This is a genomic window from Acidovorax sp. Root402, assembly GCF_001425125.1.
In the GTDB taxonomy this organism is placed as follows: Bacteria; Pseudomonadota; Gammaproteobacteria; order Burkholderiales; family Burkholderiaceae_C; genus Acidovorax; species Acidovorax delafieldii.
The window spans coordinates 1-16,231 of the sequence record NZ_LMDQ01000005.1; the positions used below are offsets into that span (position 1 = coordinate 1).

General features: G+C 65.8%; 14 protein-coding genes and 1 pseudogene. 4 read left to right on the top strand and 11 right to left on the bottom strand.

All coding sequences use genetic code 11. The annotated features are described in order from the left end of the window. Positions 1–1,421: 1,421 nt before the first annotated feature. Positions 1,422–1,708 (top strand): annotated as a pseudogene (locus ASC83_RS23380) (SDR family oxidoreductase); the annotation flags it as partial. Positions 1,709–1,730: 22 nt separating this feature from the next. Here the strand turns inward: ASC83_RS23380 and ASC83_RS04155 are convergent. The 10 genes from ASC83_RS04155 to ASC83_RS04200 all read right to left on the bottom strand — a co-directional run bounded on the left by ASC83_RS04155 (position 1,731) and on the right by ASC83_RS04200 (position 9,792). Continuing rightward, a complete protein-coding gene (locus ASC83_RS04155) occupies positions 1,731–2,090 on the bottom strand; it encodes a 5-carboxymethyl-2-hydroxymuconate Delta-isomerase (RefSeq protein ID WP_056058553.1) in 360 nt (119 codons plus the stop codon). Positions 2,091–2,166: 76 nt separating this feature from the next. After that, complete coding sequence (bioF, locus tag ASC83_RS04160; protein ID WP_056058556.1) at positions 2,167–3,387, bottom strand: 8-amino-7-oxononanoate synthase; 1,221 nt, start codon at positions 3,385–3,387, stop codon at positions 2,167–2,169. Continuing rightward, entirely contained in the window at positions 3,384–4,055 is a 672-nt protein-coding gene (gene bioD / locus ASC83_RS04165; protein ID WP_056058559.1) for a dethiobiotin synthase, read from the bottom strand. The genes bioF and bioD overlap by 4 nt, the downstream gene beginning before the upstream one ends. Continuing rightward, positions 4,055–5,380 (bottom strand): adenosylmethionine--8-amino-7-oxononanoate transaminase, encoded by a 1,326-nt coding sequence (gene bioA, locus ASC83_RS04170; protein ID WP_056058562.1) that lies wholly within the window; start codon positions 5,378–5,380, stop codon positions 4,055–4,057. Before bioA ends, bioD begins: the two co-directional genes overlap by 1 nt. A gap of 2 nt (positions 5,381–5,382) precedes the next feature. Further along, positions 5,383–5,763, bottom strand: a complete 381-nt coding sequence (gene panD / locus ASC83_RS04175; RefSeq protein WP_056058565.1) for an aspartate 1-decarboxylase — start codon at positions 5,761–5,763, stop codon at positions 5,383–5,385. Between the two features lie 67 nt (positions 5,764–5,830). Beyond that, positions 5,831–6,205, bottom strand: coding sequence for a 6-carboxytetrahydropterin synthase (locus tag ASC83_RS04180; protein ID WP_056058569.1), 375 nt, complete (start codon positions 6,203–6,205; stop codon positions 5,831–5,833). A 25-nt stretch (positions 6,206–6,230) separates the two neighbouring features. Then, entirely contained in the window at positions 6,231–6,866 is a 636-nt protein-coding gene (gene queE / locus ASC83_RS04185; protein WP_056058572.1) for a 7-carboxy-7-deazaguanine synthase, read from the bottom strand. A 142-nt stretch (positions 6,867–7,008) separates the two neighbouring features. Beyond that, on the bottom strand, positions 7,009–8,595 hold the full coding sequence (gene nadB, locus ASC83_RS04190; RefSeq protein ID WP_056058574.1) for an L-aspartate oxidase: 1,587 nt from the start codon (positions 8,593–8,595) through the stop codon (positions 7,009–7,011). Positions 8,596–8,657: 62 nt separating this feature from the next. After that, positions 8,658–9,521, bottom strand: a complete 864-nt coding sequence (locus tag ASC83_RS04195; RefSeq protein WP_056058577.1) for a ScpA family protein — start codon at positions 9,519–9,521, stop codon at positions 8,658–8,660. Positions 9,522–9,585: 64 nt separating this feature from the next. Continuing rightward, positions 9,586–9,792 carry a DUF3460 family protein gene (locus ASC83_RS04200; protein ID WP_056058580.1) on the bottom strand — a complete coding sequence of 69 codons (207 nt, stop codon included), beginning with the start codon at positions 9,790–9,792 and terminating at the stop codon, positions 9,586–9,588. Positions 9,793–9,868: 76 nt separating this feature from the next. On the opposite strand from ASC83_RS04200, the gene ASC83_RS04205 reads away from it, so the two are divergent. From ASC83_RS04205 to ASC83_RS04215, 3 genes are all read left to right on the top strand, one after another. Then, entirely contained in the window at positions 9,869–10,381 is a 513-nt protein-coding gene (locus ASC83_RS04205) for a hypothetical protein (protein ID WP_056058583.1), read from the top strand. Between the two features lie 154 nt (positions 10,382–10,535). Then, on the top strand, positions 10,536–11,177 hold the full coding sequence (locus ASC83_RS04210; RefSeq protein ID WP_056058586.1) for a YitT family protein: 642 nt from the start codon (positions 10,536–10,538) through the stop codon (positions 11,175–11,177). A 272-nt stretch (positions 11,178–11,449) separates the two neighbouring features. Further along, positions 11,450–13,774 (top strand): integrin, encoded by a 2,325-nt coding sequence (locus ASC83_RS04215; RefSeq protein ID WP_156379420.1) that lies wholly within the window; start codon positions 11,450–11,452, stop codon positions 13,772–13,774. Between the two features lie 116 nt (positions 13,775–13,890). Here the strand turns inward: ASC83_RS04215 and metG are convergent, their stop codons facing one another. Beyond that, a complete protein-coding gene (metG, locus tag ASC83_RS04220; RefSeq protein ID WP_056058590.1) occupies positions 13,891–15,990 on the bottom strand; it encodes a methionine--tRNA ligase in 2,100 nt (699 codons plus the stop codon). Positions 15,991–16,231 lie beyond the last annotated feature (241 nt).

A 16,231-nucleotide genomic window follows, 5' to 3' on the forward strand; every position in this document is an offset into this window, starting at 1 on the left:
CGTGCAGGGCCTGATGGCCGTGCTGCTGTTGCCCGCCGGGCAGCAGCAGGCCGAGCAGAGCACGGGCGGCAACACCCACCGCCAGCAAGGTGCCCGCAACGACGCCGACACACACGCGCAGGGCCGCGACCAGAAGCAGCAAGGCAGTCGCGATTCGCACAAGAGCCAGCCCTGAGACCAGGCAGGCCACAACAGCATGTGGCCAGCCGCACCCTTCCATTCCTATTCACTTTCAACTTTTGATATTCCCATTGACCGCAAGGAGAGCACCATGGGCTACAGAGACAGCGACGACAGCAACTTTTCCCGCCATGGCATGGGCCGCGATGCCGACGACATGCGCTTTACCGAGCGCGGTGACCACCAGGGCTACGGCAGCGAAGACCATCGCGGCAGCAGCCCTNCCCGCCATGGCATGGGCCGCGATGCCGACGACATGCGCTTTACCGAGCGCGGTGACCACCAGGGCTACGGCAGCGAAGACCATCGCGGCAGCAGCCCTGGCGGTTACCGCCAGGAGTTCGAGAACCGCAATGACCGCTATGAGCAAGAACGCTATGGCCAGGAGCGTTATGGCCAGGAGCGTTATGGCCAGTACGGCCTGAACCGCAGCCGTGGCGAATCGCAGGGCTACCCGCGCTCGGGGCGCGAAGGTTTTGGCGCGTATGGGCCTCAGGGCCGCTCAGGCTACGACAACGGCCCCGGCCGTCAGCACCAGGCATGGGGCGCCCCGTACGAGAGCCAGGGCTTTCGCGATGACGAAGGGCGCTTTGCCTCGCCCTATCGCGACGATGAACGCGGCCAGGGTGGCTACGGCAACGCCTATGGCTTCACCCGCAATACACCGCCCGCCCAGCAGAGCCGCGGCCACCGCGATCCCGACTACCAGCAGTGGCGCGACGAGCAACTGCGCATGCTGGATGACGACTACGACAGCTGGCGCAAGGAGCGCTACCAGAAGTTCNGGCCACCGCGATCCCGACTACCAGCAGTGGCGCGACGAGCAACTGCGCATGCTGGATGACGACTACGACAGCTGGCGCAAGGAGCGCTACCAGAAGTTCTCGGATGACTTCAGCCAGTGGCGATCCACACGCACCAGCGGCAGTTCGGGCCAGCAGCAGCCTGGTCAGCAGAACCAGAAAGGTGCGGGCTCCCAGAGCGCATCCAGCACTGCATCGGGCGGCAACCAGGGCAATACCGGCAAGTCCAAGGATGCCAGCTGACCGTTGCTGCGACTGACGCGGCCGGGCCGGGGCAGTGTGTGCTGCCCCGGCCCGGTCGTTGAACTCGCCGTCCGTACCACCGTGGGCGCACTGGCCTTGAAGCCCAGGCGCCCCTTTTTTTGGCTCCGGTTGACCTGGAGCCCCTGTCGGCAGAAAGACATTCCGCCATGACCGCCTCCGTCCCCTTCGCTCCCGGCCACCAAGGGTGCGATCCATGCCTTTACCCAGGGGCTGGCGCATAACTTGCCGACCGGGGAATCCGCGTGAAAGCGGTGGCGCCTGGGCCGGTGTGGGCACCGCGGATCCCGGCGGAGCGCCCGGCCAAAGAGGTGGAAAAGGTTGGCGTCACAACACGTCTGGACCGCCCGATGCAACCCGAGGAGATTTCGCCCGCCGGCGTGTTCCTGGCGGCCCCGTGTTGCTCCAGCTACATCACGGGCATCCTGCAGCCGATCACCGGCAACGCAGGCGACGGGGCCTGAGGCGGGGGGCAGGAGCGCAGCGTCAGAGCCGCTCTTTGGCGTACGAGCCCCGGTCCATATCGACGATCTCCACGCTCAATTGCACCATCACGCCCTGGGGCTTGGGGGTGCGCTCGCGCAGTACCGCGGCAATGAGGTCGGACAGCTCCTTCTTGGCCTCGGGCGTGCGGCCTGACAGCAGGCGCAGTTGTGCGTGCACAAAGGCGCGGTTGGCGGGCGCGATGCCGATCTCGAAGCTGTCGGCCACGATGAAGCGCGTCTTCAGGTCGGCCTCGTCCTGCACCTGGGGATGTGCGCACAGGGCGGAGTTCAGGGCCGTCAAGGTTTCGGCTTCGGGGTAGTGGGGCAGGTTGGCCGAGTATTCGATGGTCAGGTGGGGCATGGAATCGTCTCGCTGGAAGGATAGGGGAGGGCCTGCATTGGCAGGGCGCCTGGGCTGTGCATGGTACTGCGGCTTGTCAGCGACTCATCAACGGTGTCGCCAGCGCATGCAGCGCGGCCAGCAGTTGCGCCACATCGTCGGTGGTGTGCGCGGCGGACAGCGCAATGCGCAGCCGCGCCGTGCCCGCTGGCACGGTGGGCGGGCGGATGGCAGGCACCCACAGTCCTTTGGCGCGCAGGCCTTCCATCACCGCCAGCGCCGCTTCGTTGCTGCCGATGATCAGGGCCTGCACGGGGGTGTGCGACGGCAGCAGGTGCCAGCCCAGCGATGCAGGCAATGTGGACAGGCCTTGGCGCAGTTGCGCGATGAGTCCGTCCAGATGTGCACGCCGGTCGTCGGCCGCCTCCATGATCCGCAGGCTTTGGCGCAGTGCGCTCGCCAGCAGCGGTGGCGCGGCGGTGGCAAAGATGTAGGTGCGCGTTTTTTGCAGCAGCCATTCGATGAGGGCTGCATCGCCGGCCACAAAAGCGCCCGCCACGCCCGCTGCCTTGCCCAGCGTGGCCATGTACAGCACGCGGTGCGAGGCGTGGGGGCTCGTCAGCCCCGCCTGTGCCAGGCTGCCGCGCCCCTGGGGGCCCAGCACGCCAAAGCCGTGGGCATCGTCCAGCAACAACAGCGCGTCGTAGCGCTCACACAGCGCGAGCAGGGCTGGGATGTCGATGAGATCGCCGTCCATGCTGAACACCGCATCGCTGATCACCAGCTTGCGCCGAGCGGGGCTGGCGGCAAGCTGCGCTTCCAGCGCTGCCAGGTCGGCGTGGGGATAGCGGTGGATGGTGGCGCGCGACAGTCGGGCACCGTCGATCAGGCAGGCGTGGTTGAGTGCATCGGAGAACAGCGCATCGCCGTCACCCACCAGCGCGGGGATGATGCCGGTGTTGGTGGCATAGCCCGCGTAGAAGTACAGGGCCCGGGGCAGTTGTACATAGGCCGCCAGATCGTGCTCCAGCGCATCGTTGGCAGCGCTGTGGCCGCTGACCAGCGGCGAGCCGCCCGAGCCCACGCCATAGTGGTGTGTGGCCTCGCGCGCGGCTTCGGCCAGCGCAGGGTGGCCGGCCAGGCCCAGGTAGTCGTTGCTGCAAAAGGCCAGCATGGGCCGGCCGTCCACCAGCAGGCGGGCACCGCCGGCGGGCTGCACCACACGGCGGCGGCGCAGCAGGTGGGCGCGTTCGATGTCGGCCAGGCGCGCGGGGATCTCGTCGAGCCACGACGTTTGTGGTGCCGTGGCGCTTGTCATCGCCAGTCCTTGGGCAAATCAAACACCAGGCTGCCGGGTTCGGGTAGCTCCTGGTGCGGCACATCGGCCAGCAGCGGTGCACCCAGCCGGGTGCGCAGGTAGGCAATGTTGTCCTCCACCGCCTCCATGTCGGGGTCCACGCGGTTGGCCACCCAGCCCGCCAGCGTGAGGCCCCGCGCACGGATGGCCTCGGCGGTCAGCAACGCATGGTTCAGGCAGCCCAGCCGCAAACCCACCACCAGCACCACCGGCAAGGCCAGGGCCTGGGCAAGGTCTGCGCCAGTCAGCGTATCGGTGAGCGGCACATGAAAGCCGCCTGCTCCTTCCACCACCACGGCGTCGGCCTGAGCGGCCAGCGTTTGGTAGCTGGCGACGATGGCAGCGATGTCGATCTGCACACCCGCCCGCGCCGCGGCGATGTGGGGCGAGAGCGGGTCGGGCAGTAGCACGGGGTTGTCCAGCGATGGCGGCACGGCCAGGGTAGAGGCCGAGCGCAGCGCAATCGCGTCTTCACTGGCCCAGTCGTCCCCCCAGGGCACCAGGCCAGCCGCCACGGGCTTCATGCCCACCACGCGGCGGTGGTGGCGCGCCAGAGCGTGTAGCAGCCCGGCGGACACCAGCGTCTTGCCGACACCGGTGTCGGTGCCGGTCACAAAACATCCCATCATCAACTTTCCTCCTGCAGGGTGGCGTTCAGCGCATCAAGCGCGCCGCTGGCAAGGCACTGGACGGCCTCGTCGTCGAGCGCATAGGGCGGCATGGCGTACAGCGTTTTGCCAATGGGTCGCAGTACCAATCCGCGTGCCATGGCGTGCTGGTGGTAACGGCGCGCAAAGTCGGGCAGGGTAGTGTCTACATCCCAGGCCCAGATCATTCCCAGCCGCCGTGTATACCGCACACGCGGGTGCTGCGTGAGGGGTGCACAGGCCACATCGATGCGCTGCGCCAGTGCCTTGTTGGTTCTCAGTGCATCCAGTTGCTCAAACAGTTCCAGCGTGGCCAGCGCCGCGCGGCAGGCCAGCGGGTTGCCGGTGTAGGAGTGCGAATGCAGAAAGCCCCGCGCCACATCGTCGTCGTAGAACGCGGCGTACACCGCATCGGTGGTGAGCACGGCCGACAGCGGCAGTGTGCCGCCCGTGAGGCCTTTGGACAGGCAAATGAAATCCGGCCGGATTCCGGCCTGCTGGTGGGCGAACATGGTGCCCGTGCGGCCAAAGCCCACGGCGATTTCGTCTACCACCAGGTGCACCTCGTAGCGGCTGCACAGCGCACGTGCCAGGCGCAGGTATTCGGGGTCGTGCATCGCCATGCCGGCCGCGCATTGCACCAGGGGCTCGACGATGAAGGCGGCGGTGGTTGTGTGGTGCTCCTGCAGCCATGCTTCCAGCGCGGCAGCGGCGCGTCGGGCCACGTCCTGGGCGGTCTCCCCCGGTGCCGCACCGCGTGCGTCAGGGCTGGGCACGGTGTCGGCCAGGCGCACCAGCGGGGCATAGGCTTCGCGAAAGATCGCAATGTCGGTCACGGCCAGCGCGCCCACGGTTTCGCCGTGGTAGCCACCGGCCAGACCCACAAAGCGGCTCTTGGCGGGGCGACCGGTGTTGCGCCAGTAGTGCGCGCTCATCTTCAGGGCGATCTCGGTGGCGGCTGCGCCGTCGCTGCCGTAGAACGCATGGCCCAGACCGGTGAGGGCGGCCAGGCGCTCGGACAGCTCCACCACGGGCGCGTGGGTAAAGCCCGCCAGCATCACGTGGTCCAGCTGGCCCAGCTGGTCCACCAGCGCGGCCTGGATGTGTGGGTGGCTGTGGCCGAACAGGTTGACCCACCAGGAGCTGATGCCGTCCAGGTAGCGCTTCCCATCGGTGCCGTAGAGCCACGGGCCCCGCGCGCGGGCAATCGCCACGGGGGGCTGGGCCTCGTGCCGCTTCATCTGGGTGCACGGGTGCCAGACGGCAGCCAGGCTGCGGGCCACCAGAGCGTCATGGGTCGGTGCCATCGTTACAGGGCCTGCGTGGGCACTGCGTGGCGCAGTTCCGTCTGGCGGTTGTGGTCGTCCACAAACACCAGTTGCGGCTGGTGCGCGGCCACCTGGTCTTCGTGCACCTGGGCGAAGGCCGCAATGATGATGAGATCGCCCACTGCAGCACGGCGTGCGGCCGAGCCGTTCACCGAGATCATGCCGCTGCCGCGCTGGCCCTTGATGGCATAGGTGACAAAGCGCTCGCCGTTGTTGATGTTCCAGATGTGGATCTGCTCGTTCTCTGCGATGTTGGCGGCATCCAGCAGGTCTTCGTCGATGGCGCAGGAGCCTTCGTAGTGCAGCTCGCACTGGGTCACGGCCACGCGGTGGATCTTGGATTTGAGCAGGGTGCGGAACATCGGGCTTCCTTGGGTGAAGTCTGTGAACTTGTGGAGGGTGGCCTGCCGGTGGCAGGGCCGTGGCCGGTCAGGGCTGTGGAAAGTCCAGCGCGCAGCTGTCGCCCAGCGCCTCGCGCCACACGCGCACGCGGCTCAGGCTGGCGCGCAGGTCGGCGGGCAGCGCCTGGGCGATGAACAGGCACAGGTTCTCCAGCGTGGGTGTGCCCAGGCCGGGCACTTCGTCGAGCATGTGGTGGTCCAGCTGCTCGCGCACCACGGCCAGGCCCTGGCGCAGCAGGCCCAGGTCCAGCACCATGCCTGTGGCGGGGTCGCGCGGGCCGGTCAGGAACACTTCGGCGTGGTAGGTGTGGCCGTGTACGCGACGGCTGCCTTCGGCCTCGATCTCGCGGCGCAGGGTGTGGGCGGCGTCGAAGAAAAAGCGCTGGGAGATGGTGAACAACATACGGGAACCAGAAAAGAAAACCGCGTCACCGGATGCCGGTGAGCTTGTGGGTTTGCAGGCTCAATCGCCATGCAGGGTGGGCCAGGCAGGCGTCAATACAGGCGGCAGTGTTCTGGCGCTGCAGCAGGCCGTCCATGGGCTGCAGAAAGCGGTGGGCAAACTCGGTGTCGTTCTCAAGTGCCTGCAGGTCAAAGCCGGGCTGGGGCCACACCAGCTTCAGCTCTTGACCGCTGCGCTGCACCCAGGGTGCGCCGGCCTTCGGGCTGATGCACAGCCAGTCGATGCCTTGGGGCGCTGCGATGGTGCCGTTGCTTTCCACCGCGATGCGAAATTGCTGTGCGTGCAATGCATCCACGAGCGCCGTGTCCACTTGCAGCAGCGGCTCGCCGCCGGTCAACACCACAAGGCGGTGGCCCGCGTCTGCTGGCCACTGCGCGGCGATCAACTCCGCCAGAGCGGTAGCCGTCTCAAACTTCCCGCCCAGCGTGCCATCGGTGCCCACAAAGTCGGTGTCGCAGAACTGGCAGATGGCCTGGGCGCGGTCCTGCTCGCGGCCCGTCCAGAGGTTGCAGCCCGCAAAGCGGCAGAACACGGCGGGCGTGCCGGCCTGACCGCCTTCGCCTTGCAGGGTGTAGAAAATTTCTTTGACGCTGTAGGTCATGCGTATCCTTTCGCGTGGTGTGCTGATGCATCGGCCCATGCGACTGGCGCGGCCAGGGCGAGTGACACCGAGCAAGCGCCGCCCCGCAGCGAGAGTGTCGTCCCCCTTGAGAGGAAAAGCGCGAAGCGACTCAGGGAGTGTTTCATTTCACCGGGGGGACGAGGATGGTAGGGGCTGCCGGGGCAGCGACCTCTGGGTAATCGCGGCTGAAATGCAGGCCACGGCTTTCGCGGCGCAGCTGGGCGCTTTTCACGATCAGGTCGGCCACTTGCACCAGGTTGCGCAGCTCCAGCAGGTCGCGTGTGACGTGAAAGTGCGCATAAAACTCCTGTATCTCGCCCTGCAGCAAGGCGATGCGGTGCGCTGCGCGCTCCAGGCGCTTGTTGGTGCGCACGATGCCCACGTAGTCCCACATGAAGCGCCGAAGCTCGTCCCAGTTGTGGGAGATGACGACGGACTCGTCGGCATCCTGCACGCGGCTGTCGTCCCACGCGGGCACGGCGGGTAACTCGGCTGTGGGGGTGGCAGCAATGGCCTGTGCGGCCGCGCGTGCAAACACCATGCATTCGAGCAGCGAATTGCTGGCCAGGCGGTTGGCGCCGTGCAGGCCGGTGCAGGCGACCTCGCCCACGGCGTACAGGCCGGGCAGGTCGGTGCGGCCGGCCAGGTCGGTCAGCACGCCGCCGCAGGTGAAGTGGGCCGTGGGCACCACGGGGATGGGTTCCCTGGTGATGTCGACACCCAACGCGGCGCAGTGCGCCAGGATGTTCGGGAAATGCTCTTGCAAAAACTCAGGGCTCTGGTGCGAGATGTCGAGGTGCACGCAGTCCAGGCCGTGTTTCTTCATCTCAAAGTCGATGGCGCGGGCCACCACATCGCGCGGGGCCAGCTCGGCGCGCGGGTCGTGGTCGAGCATGAAGCGCGTGCCACCTGCCGATGGGGGCAGCAGCAGCTTGCCGCCTTCGCCGCGCACAGCCTCGCTGATGAGAAAAGACTTTTCGTGCGGGTGGTACAGGCCCGTGGGGTGGAACTGGATGAACTCCATGTTCGCCACGCGGCAGCCCGCACGCCAGGCGGTGGCAATGCCGTCGCCGGTGGCAGTGTCGGGGTTGGTGGTGTACAGGTACACCTTGCCCGCACCGCCTGTGGCCAGAATGGTCTGGGGCGCGCGGAAGGTCACGACTTCATCGGTATCGCTGTCCAGTGCATAGAGCCCCAGGCACCGGTTGCCGGGCAAGCCCAGCTTGCGCGTGGTGATCAGGTCTACCAGCGTGTGTTGCTCGAACAGCGTGATGCCGGGGGTGGCGCGCACCACGTCGATGAGGGTGCGCTGCACCGCCGCACCGGTGGCGTCGGTCACATGGGCAATGCGGCGCGCGCTGTGGCCGCCTTCGCGCGTGAGGTGCAGCTGGTCGCCTTCGAGCGTGAAGGGCACGCCCAACTGGCGCAGCCAAGCAATCGAGGCGGGCGCGTTCTCCACCACAAAGCGTGTGGCGGCCAGGTCACACAGGCCTGCACCGGCCACCAGCGTATCTTCTATGTGGGCTGCAAAGCTGTCATCGTCGGCCAGCACGGCGGCAATGCCGCCCTGAGCCCAGCCACTGGAGCCATCTTGCAGCGTGCGCTTGGTAATGACGGCCACGCGGTGGGTGGGCGCCAGGTGCAGGGCGGCCGAGAGGCCGGCGAGGCCGCTGCCTACGATGAGAACGTCGAAGTCGTGGGATGCCATGGCTTGCGGATGAGGAGGTAATGCCACGGCCACCGGCCAGGGCGGTGAACAGTGGGGCCCGCCTAGGCTGGCGTGTAGGCGAGGCGCACGTAGATGGGTGCGAAGGCTTCGGCCTGCGTGATCTCGATCAGCGTCTCTTTGGCCAATTCCAGCAGCGCGATGAAGGTCACCACCAACACGGTGCTGCCTTTTTCTGGCTCGAAGAGTTCTTCAAACTCTACGAAGCGACGACCCTGCAGGGTCTTGAGCACCATGCTCATGTACTCGCGCACGCTCAGTTCTTCGCGGGTGATTCGGTGGTGCTGTACGAGCTTGGCGCGCTTCAGGATGTCGCGCCAGGCCTCCTGCAGCTCCACCACATGCACGTCGGGAAAACGCGGCTGCAGGCTTTGCTCGATGTAGACCTGGGCTTTCAGGAAGTCGCGGCCGTACTGCGGCATCTGCCCCAGGCGGGCGGCTGCCATCTTCATCTGTTCGTATTCGAGCAGGCGGCGCACCAGCTCGGCGCGTGGGTCTTCGGGTTCTTCGCCTTCTGCCTGCTTCTTGGGCGGCAGCAGCATGCGTGACTTGATCTCGATCAGCATGGCGGCCATCAGCAAATACTCGGCTGCCAGTTCCAGGTTGCGGCTGCGGATCTCGTCCACATACGCCAGGTACTGCTTGGTCACCCCCACCATGGGGATGTCGAGGATGTTGAAGTTCTGCTTGCGGATCAGGTACAGCAGCAAATCCAGTGGGCCTTCAAAGGCTTCGAGGAAGACTTCGAGCGCGTCGGGCGGGATGTACAGGTCCTGCGGCAGCGCAAACAGCGGCTCGCCGTACAGGCGCGCCAAGGCCACCTGGTCCACCACCACGGGCATGCCCGCCGCGTCCAGCGAGGGCGCGCCGGGGGAGTCTGCCGCTTCGGCTGCGTTCGCGGTGGTCATGGTTTGCTATTGAGTCAGGAGCTATCAGCGCAATAAATACCTGCGCTTGCGGCTCAAAAGATGCTCAATCGGCGTTGGTCTGGTACACGTAGGGCTTCTGGGCCACCTGGGCGTCGCGGTACTCGCCCCAGATCTTGCGGTCCACCTGCTTGTCCCACAGCAGGGCACGGCCGGCTTGTTGCTGCTGGTCCAGTTCGGGACGGCTCGCCTTGAGCTGGTTGATGAACTGGGTGGCGTCGGATTGGTAGTCGGGGCGGCGGAAAATAGACATGGACTGTGAACTCTTTCTTGGAACGCGTCAGGCACAGTGATGCACCGAAGGTCCAAGATTTTACCGGGACGAATTTATGCGCTTGATATATCGCTCCGCTGCCCTGGCGGCCGCCACCCTTTCCCTGCTGGTGCTTGCCGCCTGCGACCCGCAACGCATCAGCGAACTCAAGGAGGGCGTTTCGACCGAAGCCGACGTGCGAGACCGCTTCGGCGCCCCCGAGAACGTGTGGGACGAGCCCGGTGGCGCGCGCACCTTCGAGTACAACCGCCAGCCTGCCGGCCAGGTCAACTACATGATCACCATCGGCCCCGACGGCCGCATGACCGCGCTGCGCCAGGTGCTGACGCCCGAGACCTTTGCGCGTGTGTCGCCCGGCATGCGCATGGACGAGGTGCGCCGCCTGCTGGGCAAGCCCGCCAAGGTCACGCCCTACGAGCTGAAAAAGGAGACCTGGGCCGACTGGCGCTACCTGGAGGCTCCCAACCAGTCCAAGGTCTTCACGGTGGTCTATGGGCCCGACCAGTTTGTGCTGCGCACGCAGACGGGTGCGGACACGGACGCGCCCGAGTTCAAGGGCGGCAAGTAGCGGCGCCTGCGCGCACCTGCGCACACTGGCGCGTTGCTTGCTTCTCATCTTGCAGACTGAACGCTGGACGCGCGCCGGGCTGTCCCCAAGTGCCCGGCACTCCACCGGCGGAAAGCCCCCGCGCCTTTGCCACGCACCCCAACGCTGAACGCCCATGCCCGATACCCAGCCCCCCGCCCACGACGCCGCACCGCCGCTATCCGCCCTGCGCCATGGCACCTTTGAAGACGCCCAGGCCCTGTTTGCGGGCACCCTGTTTGTGGCCATGGCGCTCATGCTGTTCAACCAGGCGGGGCTGCTGGTGGGCGGCACGGCGGGCGCGGCGTTCTTGCTGCACTACGTCACCGGCATCTCGTTCGGCAAGCTGTTCTTTGTGGTCAACCTGCCGTTCTACTGGTTTGCCTGGACGCGCATGGGGCGCGAGTTCACGATCAAGACCTTTGTCTGCGTGGGCCTGCTGTCGCTGCTGACCGAGCTGTTCCCGCACGTGATGCATGTGGACTACCTGAACCCGCTGTTCGCCTCGTTGCTGGGCGGGTTGCTGCTGGGCACGGGCTGCCTGTTCCTGGCACGCCACCGCTCCAGCCTGGGCGGGGCCACCGTGGTGTCGCTGTACCTGCAAGGCCGCTACGGCATGCGTGCGGGCAAGGTGCAGATGATGATCGATGGCACCGTCGTGCTGCTCGCACTGTGGGTGGTGCCGGTAGACCGTGTGGCGTATTCGGTGCTGGCGGTGCTGGTGATGAGCGGGTTCTTGTGGATCAGCCACCGGCCAGGGCGCTACGTGGGCCATTGAGCGAGACAGCCGCCAGCGCGGTGGCTGACAGTCTCGTCGGTTGAGCGCGACCCCGGGGTTCTGAGTCCCGCCAAACGCTATGGGGCCATTCCATTCTCTGCGTCAACCCTGCTTCAGGGGGGTGCGCTTGCGCGTTCTCCCGCCATAGAGTTCCAGGCACCCCGCCTGCACGCGCACGAGGGAGCCGGACCTATTCGTGCCTCCCGAGGGGTTGAAGTGTCCATGCAGTTCACAGACCCGGAGAACCCTTGATGTATCGAAATTTTTCTGCCATGGCTGAGGCCCTGCGTGTGAGGCTTGCCGGTGCGGCATGGGCGTTGCCTCTGGTCATGGCAGGCGTCCTGGCAGCTTGCGGCGGCGGTGGTGGGGACTCTGCCGAGCCACCGCCTCCCCCACCACCGCCCTCCGCGGTGCAGCATCCGGTGGGGGGCACTGTGACGGGGCTGACGGGCACCCTGGTACTCGCCAACGGAGCGGGTGCGGAAGTGAGCATCACGGCCAGCGGCAGTTACGTCACCAATGTTGCGCAGGGGCAGGCTTACAACATTGTTGTGCGCACCCAGCCGGTGGGGCAGACCTGCGTGGTGGAAAACGGCTCGGGCGTGGTGACAGGCCCGGTCACCAACATCCTGGTGACCTGCACCACCAACACCTATGTGGTGGGTGGGACCGTCACGGGCCTGGTGGGGGGGCTGAGGCTGCGGCTGAACGGCGCTGCAGATTTGCTGTTGACTGAGAACGGCGCTTTCCGTTTTGCATCGCTGGTGTCTCACGGCAGCGCCTATGCGGTCACGGTGTATGCGCAGCCTGTGGATCAGGCCTGTACGGTCGAAGCTGGCACCGGAGTCGCTGTGGCGCCGGTCACCCAGGTGAGGGTGCTTTGCAGCACGATCTATACGCCGCCTCCGCCACCGCCCCCACCGCCCCCACCGCCGCCAGCTCCTCCGGCGCCGGGTGGCCTGGGCATTGGCTACGGGACGAAGGCGCTGATCTTTTCGTGGACTTCGGCGCCGGGTGCAACCAGCTACACGGTGTACGAGGACCCGGATGGCGCAGGCCCGCTGACACCCGTGCAGATCGGGTCCACCGCCACCACAGGGCTGACCTATGCAGTACCAGTGCTGCTGCACCTGCGGCTGAATGCCACCTACACCGTGCAGGCCTGCAATGCGGGTGGCTGCAGCGCCCCGTCGACGTCTGTAGCGGCCGACATGGTGCGCGCCATTGGGTACTTCAAAGCCTCGGCGACCACCGCCGAAGGCCGCTTTGGCAACCGCGTGGCCTTGTCCAGCAACGGCACCACCTTGGCCGTGGGGGCCTATGGCGAGGGAGGCAACACCGGCGCGGTGTACGTCTTCACGAAGAGTGGCGCCACGTGGTCGCAGCAGGCGCGCATTGCCGCCCCCAACGGCGAGGCCAACGATTATTTTGGCAATGCCGTGGCGCTGTCTTCCGACGGCAACACGCTGGCCATCGGCGCGGATGGCGAGAGCAGCGACCAGAAGGGCACGTTTGCGACGATGCCCGCCACCAACAACCTGGCCAGCAACTCCGGCGCCGTCTATGTGTATTCCCGCACGGGCGCCGTCTGGTCGCAGCAGGCATTCATCAAGGCGAGCAACGCGGATGCCGACGATCTTTTCGGTTCATTCGTAGCCCTCTCGAACGACGGCAACACCCTGGCGGTGGGGGCCTATAACGAGGATGGTGACCTGACCGGAACACACGGCAATGCAGCCTATGCTGCGTCCGGGGCCGCCTACGTCTTTGCCCGCACGGGCACCAGCTGGGCACAGCAGAGCTACCTCAAGGCATCCAACGCAGGCGCGGGAGATTTCTTCGGCATTTACCTCAGCCTGTCTGGCGCGGGCGACACCCTGGCGGTGGGTGCGTTCTTTGAGCGCAGCGCTTTGGCGAGTGATCCTGCGGACGACACCTTGACCAATGCCGGTGCGGCTTATGTGTTCCAGCGCAATGCGGGGGCATGGTCGCAGCAGGCCTATCTGAAGGCCCCCAGTCCCCAAGCGCAGGACCGCTTCGGTGTGTCGGTCATCCTGTCAGGCGACGGCAACACGCTGGCGGTTGGCATGGATGGAGACAGCAGCAACTACACAGGCACCTTCGTCGTGCCTCCACCGCGCAACACCCTGGCACTCAACTCTGGCGCGGTGTTTGTGTTTATTCGCGCAGGTGGCGTCTGGCAGTCACAGGCGTACTTGAAAGCCTCCAACACCCGCACCCCCCACCGGTTTGGCAACAACCTGGCGATGTCCAGCGACGGCAACACGCTGGTGGTGCCGTCGTACCGCGACGACAGCAATGCGCGCGGATTCAGTGGCGACCAGGCCAACACCGCCGCTGCGGATGCGGGCGCTGTGCTGGTGTTCCGCCGCAGCGCGGGCACCTGGGCGCAACAAGCCTACCTGAAGGCACCCAATACGGGCGCTGGGGACCGGTTTGGTGGCCGTGTGGCGATATCGGGTGACGGCACTACCCTGGCCGTGGGGGCATCCACCGAAGACAGTGGATCGACTGGCATTGGGGGCAATCAGTCGGACGAAAGCAGCGCCAACGCGGGCGCGGTGTACCTTTACTGAGAGCTTGCTTCAGGGCGGCAGTCAACATGCCGCCCCTTCCTCTATCGGCGGATGGCGAGGGGCTCAGCACCCCTCGGCATCCTTGACGGTTGCTTTGTCTATGAGCGTTGCACGCCTTACCGCACCCGCATGCCGGGCGTGGCGCCGGGCCAGGGGTTGAGCACGTAGATGCCGGGGTTGGCCTTTTCGTCGCCATGGCTGGCGGCCAGCACCATGCCTTCGCTCACGCCAAACTTCATCTTGCGCGGCGCCAGGTTGGCCACCATCACGGTGTGCTTGCCCACCAGATCTTCGGGCTTGTAAGCGCTGGCAATGCCGCTGAACACGTTGCGCGTACGGCCTTCGCCCACGTCCAGCGTCAGGCGCAGCAGCTTGGTGGAGCCCTCGACCGGCTCGCAGCTCACGATCAGCGCAATGCGCAGGTCGATCTTGGTGAAGTCGTCGATGGTGATGGTGGGGGCGAGTTCTTCGCCACCAGGATGGGAGTTGGCTGCTACGGTTTCAGTAGCTGCTGGCGCTTGTTCTGCTTGCGCTGGGGCCTCAAACAGTGCTTCAAGCTGTTCTGGGGTCACGCGCTGCATCAGGTGCTGGTAGGGCTGGATGGCTTGCACGTCCCCCGCCACGTTCCACTGCTGCATGTTCACCCCCACAAAGCCTTGCACCGCCTGGGCCAGGCCCGGGAGCACAGGTGCCAGGTAGCGGGTGAGCGCGGCAAAGGCGTTGACGAGCACCGAGCACACCTGGTGCAGGGCCTCGTTGTTGGCAGCGTCCTTGGCCAGATCCCAGGGCTTGTTCTGGTCCACATAGGCGTTGACCTTGTCGGCCAGCAGCATGATCTCGCGCGTGGCCTTGCTGTATTCCCGCGTTTCGTACATCTGCGCGATGGCGTCGCCCGCCCCCCGCACCTCGGCCAGCAGGGCTGCGCCCGTGGTGCCAAATTGGTCGGTTAGCTTGCCGTCAAAGCGCTTGGTCAAGAAGCCCGCCGCGCGGCTGGCAATGTTCACGTACTTGCCGATCAGATCGCTGTTCACCCGCAGCATGAAGTCTTCGGCATTGAAGTCGATGTCTTCGTTGCGCGCGCTCAGCTTGGCGGCCAGGTAGTAGCGCAGCCACTCGGCGTTCATGTTCAGGCTCAGGTACTTGAGCGGGTCCAGGCCCGTGCCCCGGCTCTTGCTCATCTTCTCGCCGTTGTTGACGGTCAAAAAGCCGTGCACGAACACGTTGTTGGGCGTCTTGCGGCCGCTGAAGTGCAGCATGGCGGGCCAGAACAGGGTGTGGAAGGTGACGATGTCCTTGCCAATGAAGTGGTACTGCTCCATGGCTGGGTCGGCCATGTAGGCGTCGTAGCTTTCGCCGCGCTTTTCCAGCAGGTTCTTTAGCGACGCGAGGTAGCCCACGGGGGCATCCAGCCACACGTAGAAGTATTTGCCGGGCGCGTCGGGGATCTCGATGCCGAAGTAGGGCGCGTCGCGGCTGATGTCCCAGTCGCCCAGGCCTTCGCTGGTGGTGCCGTCGGGGTTGGTGCGGACGGTGAACCACTCCTTGATCTTGTTGGCCACCTCGGGCTGCAGCTTGCCGTCCTGCGTCCAGTTTTCCAGAAACTCCACGCAGCGTGGGTCCGACAGCTTGAAGAAGAAGTGCTCTGAATTCTTCAGCTCGGGCTTGGCACCCGACAGGGCTGAGAAGGGGTTGATCAGGTCGGTGGGCGCGTACACCGTGCCGCACACCTCGCAGTTGTCGCCGTACTGGTCCTTGGCGTGGCACTTGGGGCATTCGCCCTTGATGTACCGGTCGGGCAGGAACATGTTCTTCTCGGGGTCGAAGAACTGCTCGATGGTGCGTACTTCGATCAGGCTGCCGTCGGCACGGTCGCGCAGGTCGCGGTAGATCTGGCGGGCCAGTTCATGGTTCTCGGGCGCATCGGTGCTGTGCCAGTTGTCAAAACTGATGTGAAAGCCATCCAGGTACTGCTTGCGGCCGGCAGCGATGTCGGCCACGAACTGCTGGGGCGTCTTGCCTGCCTTTTCGGCGGCAATCATGATGGGCGCACCGTGGGTGTCGTCCGCACCCACAAAGTTGACCGCGTTGCCCTGCATCCTTTGGTACCGCACCCAGATGTCGGCCTGGATGTATTCCATGATGTGGCCGATGTGGAAGTTGCCGTTGGCATACGGCAGGGCGGTGGTAACGAAGAGTTTGCGGGCGGAGGTCGTCATGAAAAGCGGCTTTCTCAGGCGGAACCCGCGATTTTAGGGGGTTGTGGTATGTCTGGCCGCGTGAGGCTTTGGGGCAAGCGACGGATACCACCCCGCCAATGGCAAAATTTCAAGCGGCACGCGAGCCGCCCCCTGGCCCTGGAAAAATCCAGCGGCGTCTTTCTCCAACTCTTGCGCAGTCTTTGCGGTTTTTCAGGTCTTCAACATGTCGTGTCCGTGTGCTGGTTGGGTCGTCTCGCGA

Bases quoted from the DNA above. Each gene is read 5' to 3' on its own strand.
- nadB (WP_056058574.1), bottom strand. From the start codon at position 8,595: ATGGCATCCCACGACTTCGACGTTCTCATCGTAGGCAGCGGCCTCGCC.
- queE (WP_056058572.1), bottom strand. From the start codon at position 6,866: ATGACCTACAGCGTCAAAGAAATTTTCTACACCCTGCAAGGCGAAGGC.
- ASC83_RS04210 (WP_056058586.1), top strand. From the start codon at position 10,536: ATGCCCGATACCCAGCCCCCCGCCCACGACGCCGCACCGCCGCTATCC.
- panD (WP_056058565.1), bottom strand. From the start codon at position 5,763: ATGTTCCGCACCCTGCTCAAATCCAAGATCCACCGCGTGGCCGTGACC.
- ASC83_RS04200 (WP_056058580.1), bottom strand. From the start codon at position 9,792: ATGTCTATTTTCCGCCGCCCCGACTACCAATCCGACGCCACCCAGTTC.
- ASC83_RS04195 (WP_056058577.1), bottom strand. From the start codon at position 9,521: ATGACCACCGCGAACGCAGCCGAAGCGGCAGACTCCCCCGGCGCGCCC.
- bioD (WP_056058559.1), bottom strand. From the start codon at position 4,055: ATGATGGGATGTTTTGTGACCGGCACCGACACCGGTGTCGGCAAGACG.
- bioF (WP_056058556.1), bottom strand. From the start codon at position 3,387: ATGACAAGCGCCACGGCACCACAAACGTCGTGGCTCGACGAGATCCCC.
- ASC83_RS04155 (WP_056058553.1), bottom strand. From the start codon at position 2,090: ATGCCCCACCTGACCATCGAATACTCGGCCAACCTGCCCCACTACCCC.
- metG (WP_056058590.1), bottom strand. From the start codon at position 15,990: ATGACGACCTCCGCCCGCAAACTCTTCGTTACCACCGCCCTGCCGTAT.
- ASC83_RS04205 (WP_056058583.1), top strand. From the start codon at position 9,869: ATGCGCTTGATATATCGCTCCGCTGCCCTGGCGGCCGCCACCCTTTCC.
- ASC83_RS04180 (WP_056058569.1), bottom strand. From the start codon at position 6,205: ATGTTGTTCACCATCTCCCAGCGCTTTTTCTTCGACGCCGCCCACACC.
- bioA (WP_056058562.1), bottom strand. From the start codon at position 5,380: ATGGCACCGACCCATGACGCTCTGGTGGCCCGCAGCCTGGCTGCCGTC.
- ASC83_RS04215 (WP_156379420.1), top strand. From the start codon at position 11,450: ATGGCTGAGGCCCTGCGTGTGAGGCTTGCCGGTGCGGCATGGGCGTTG.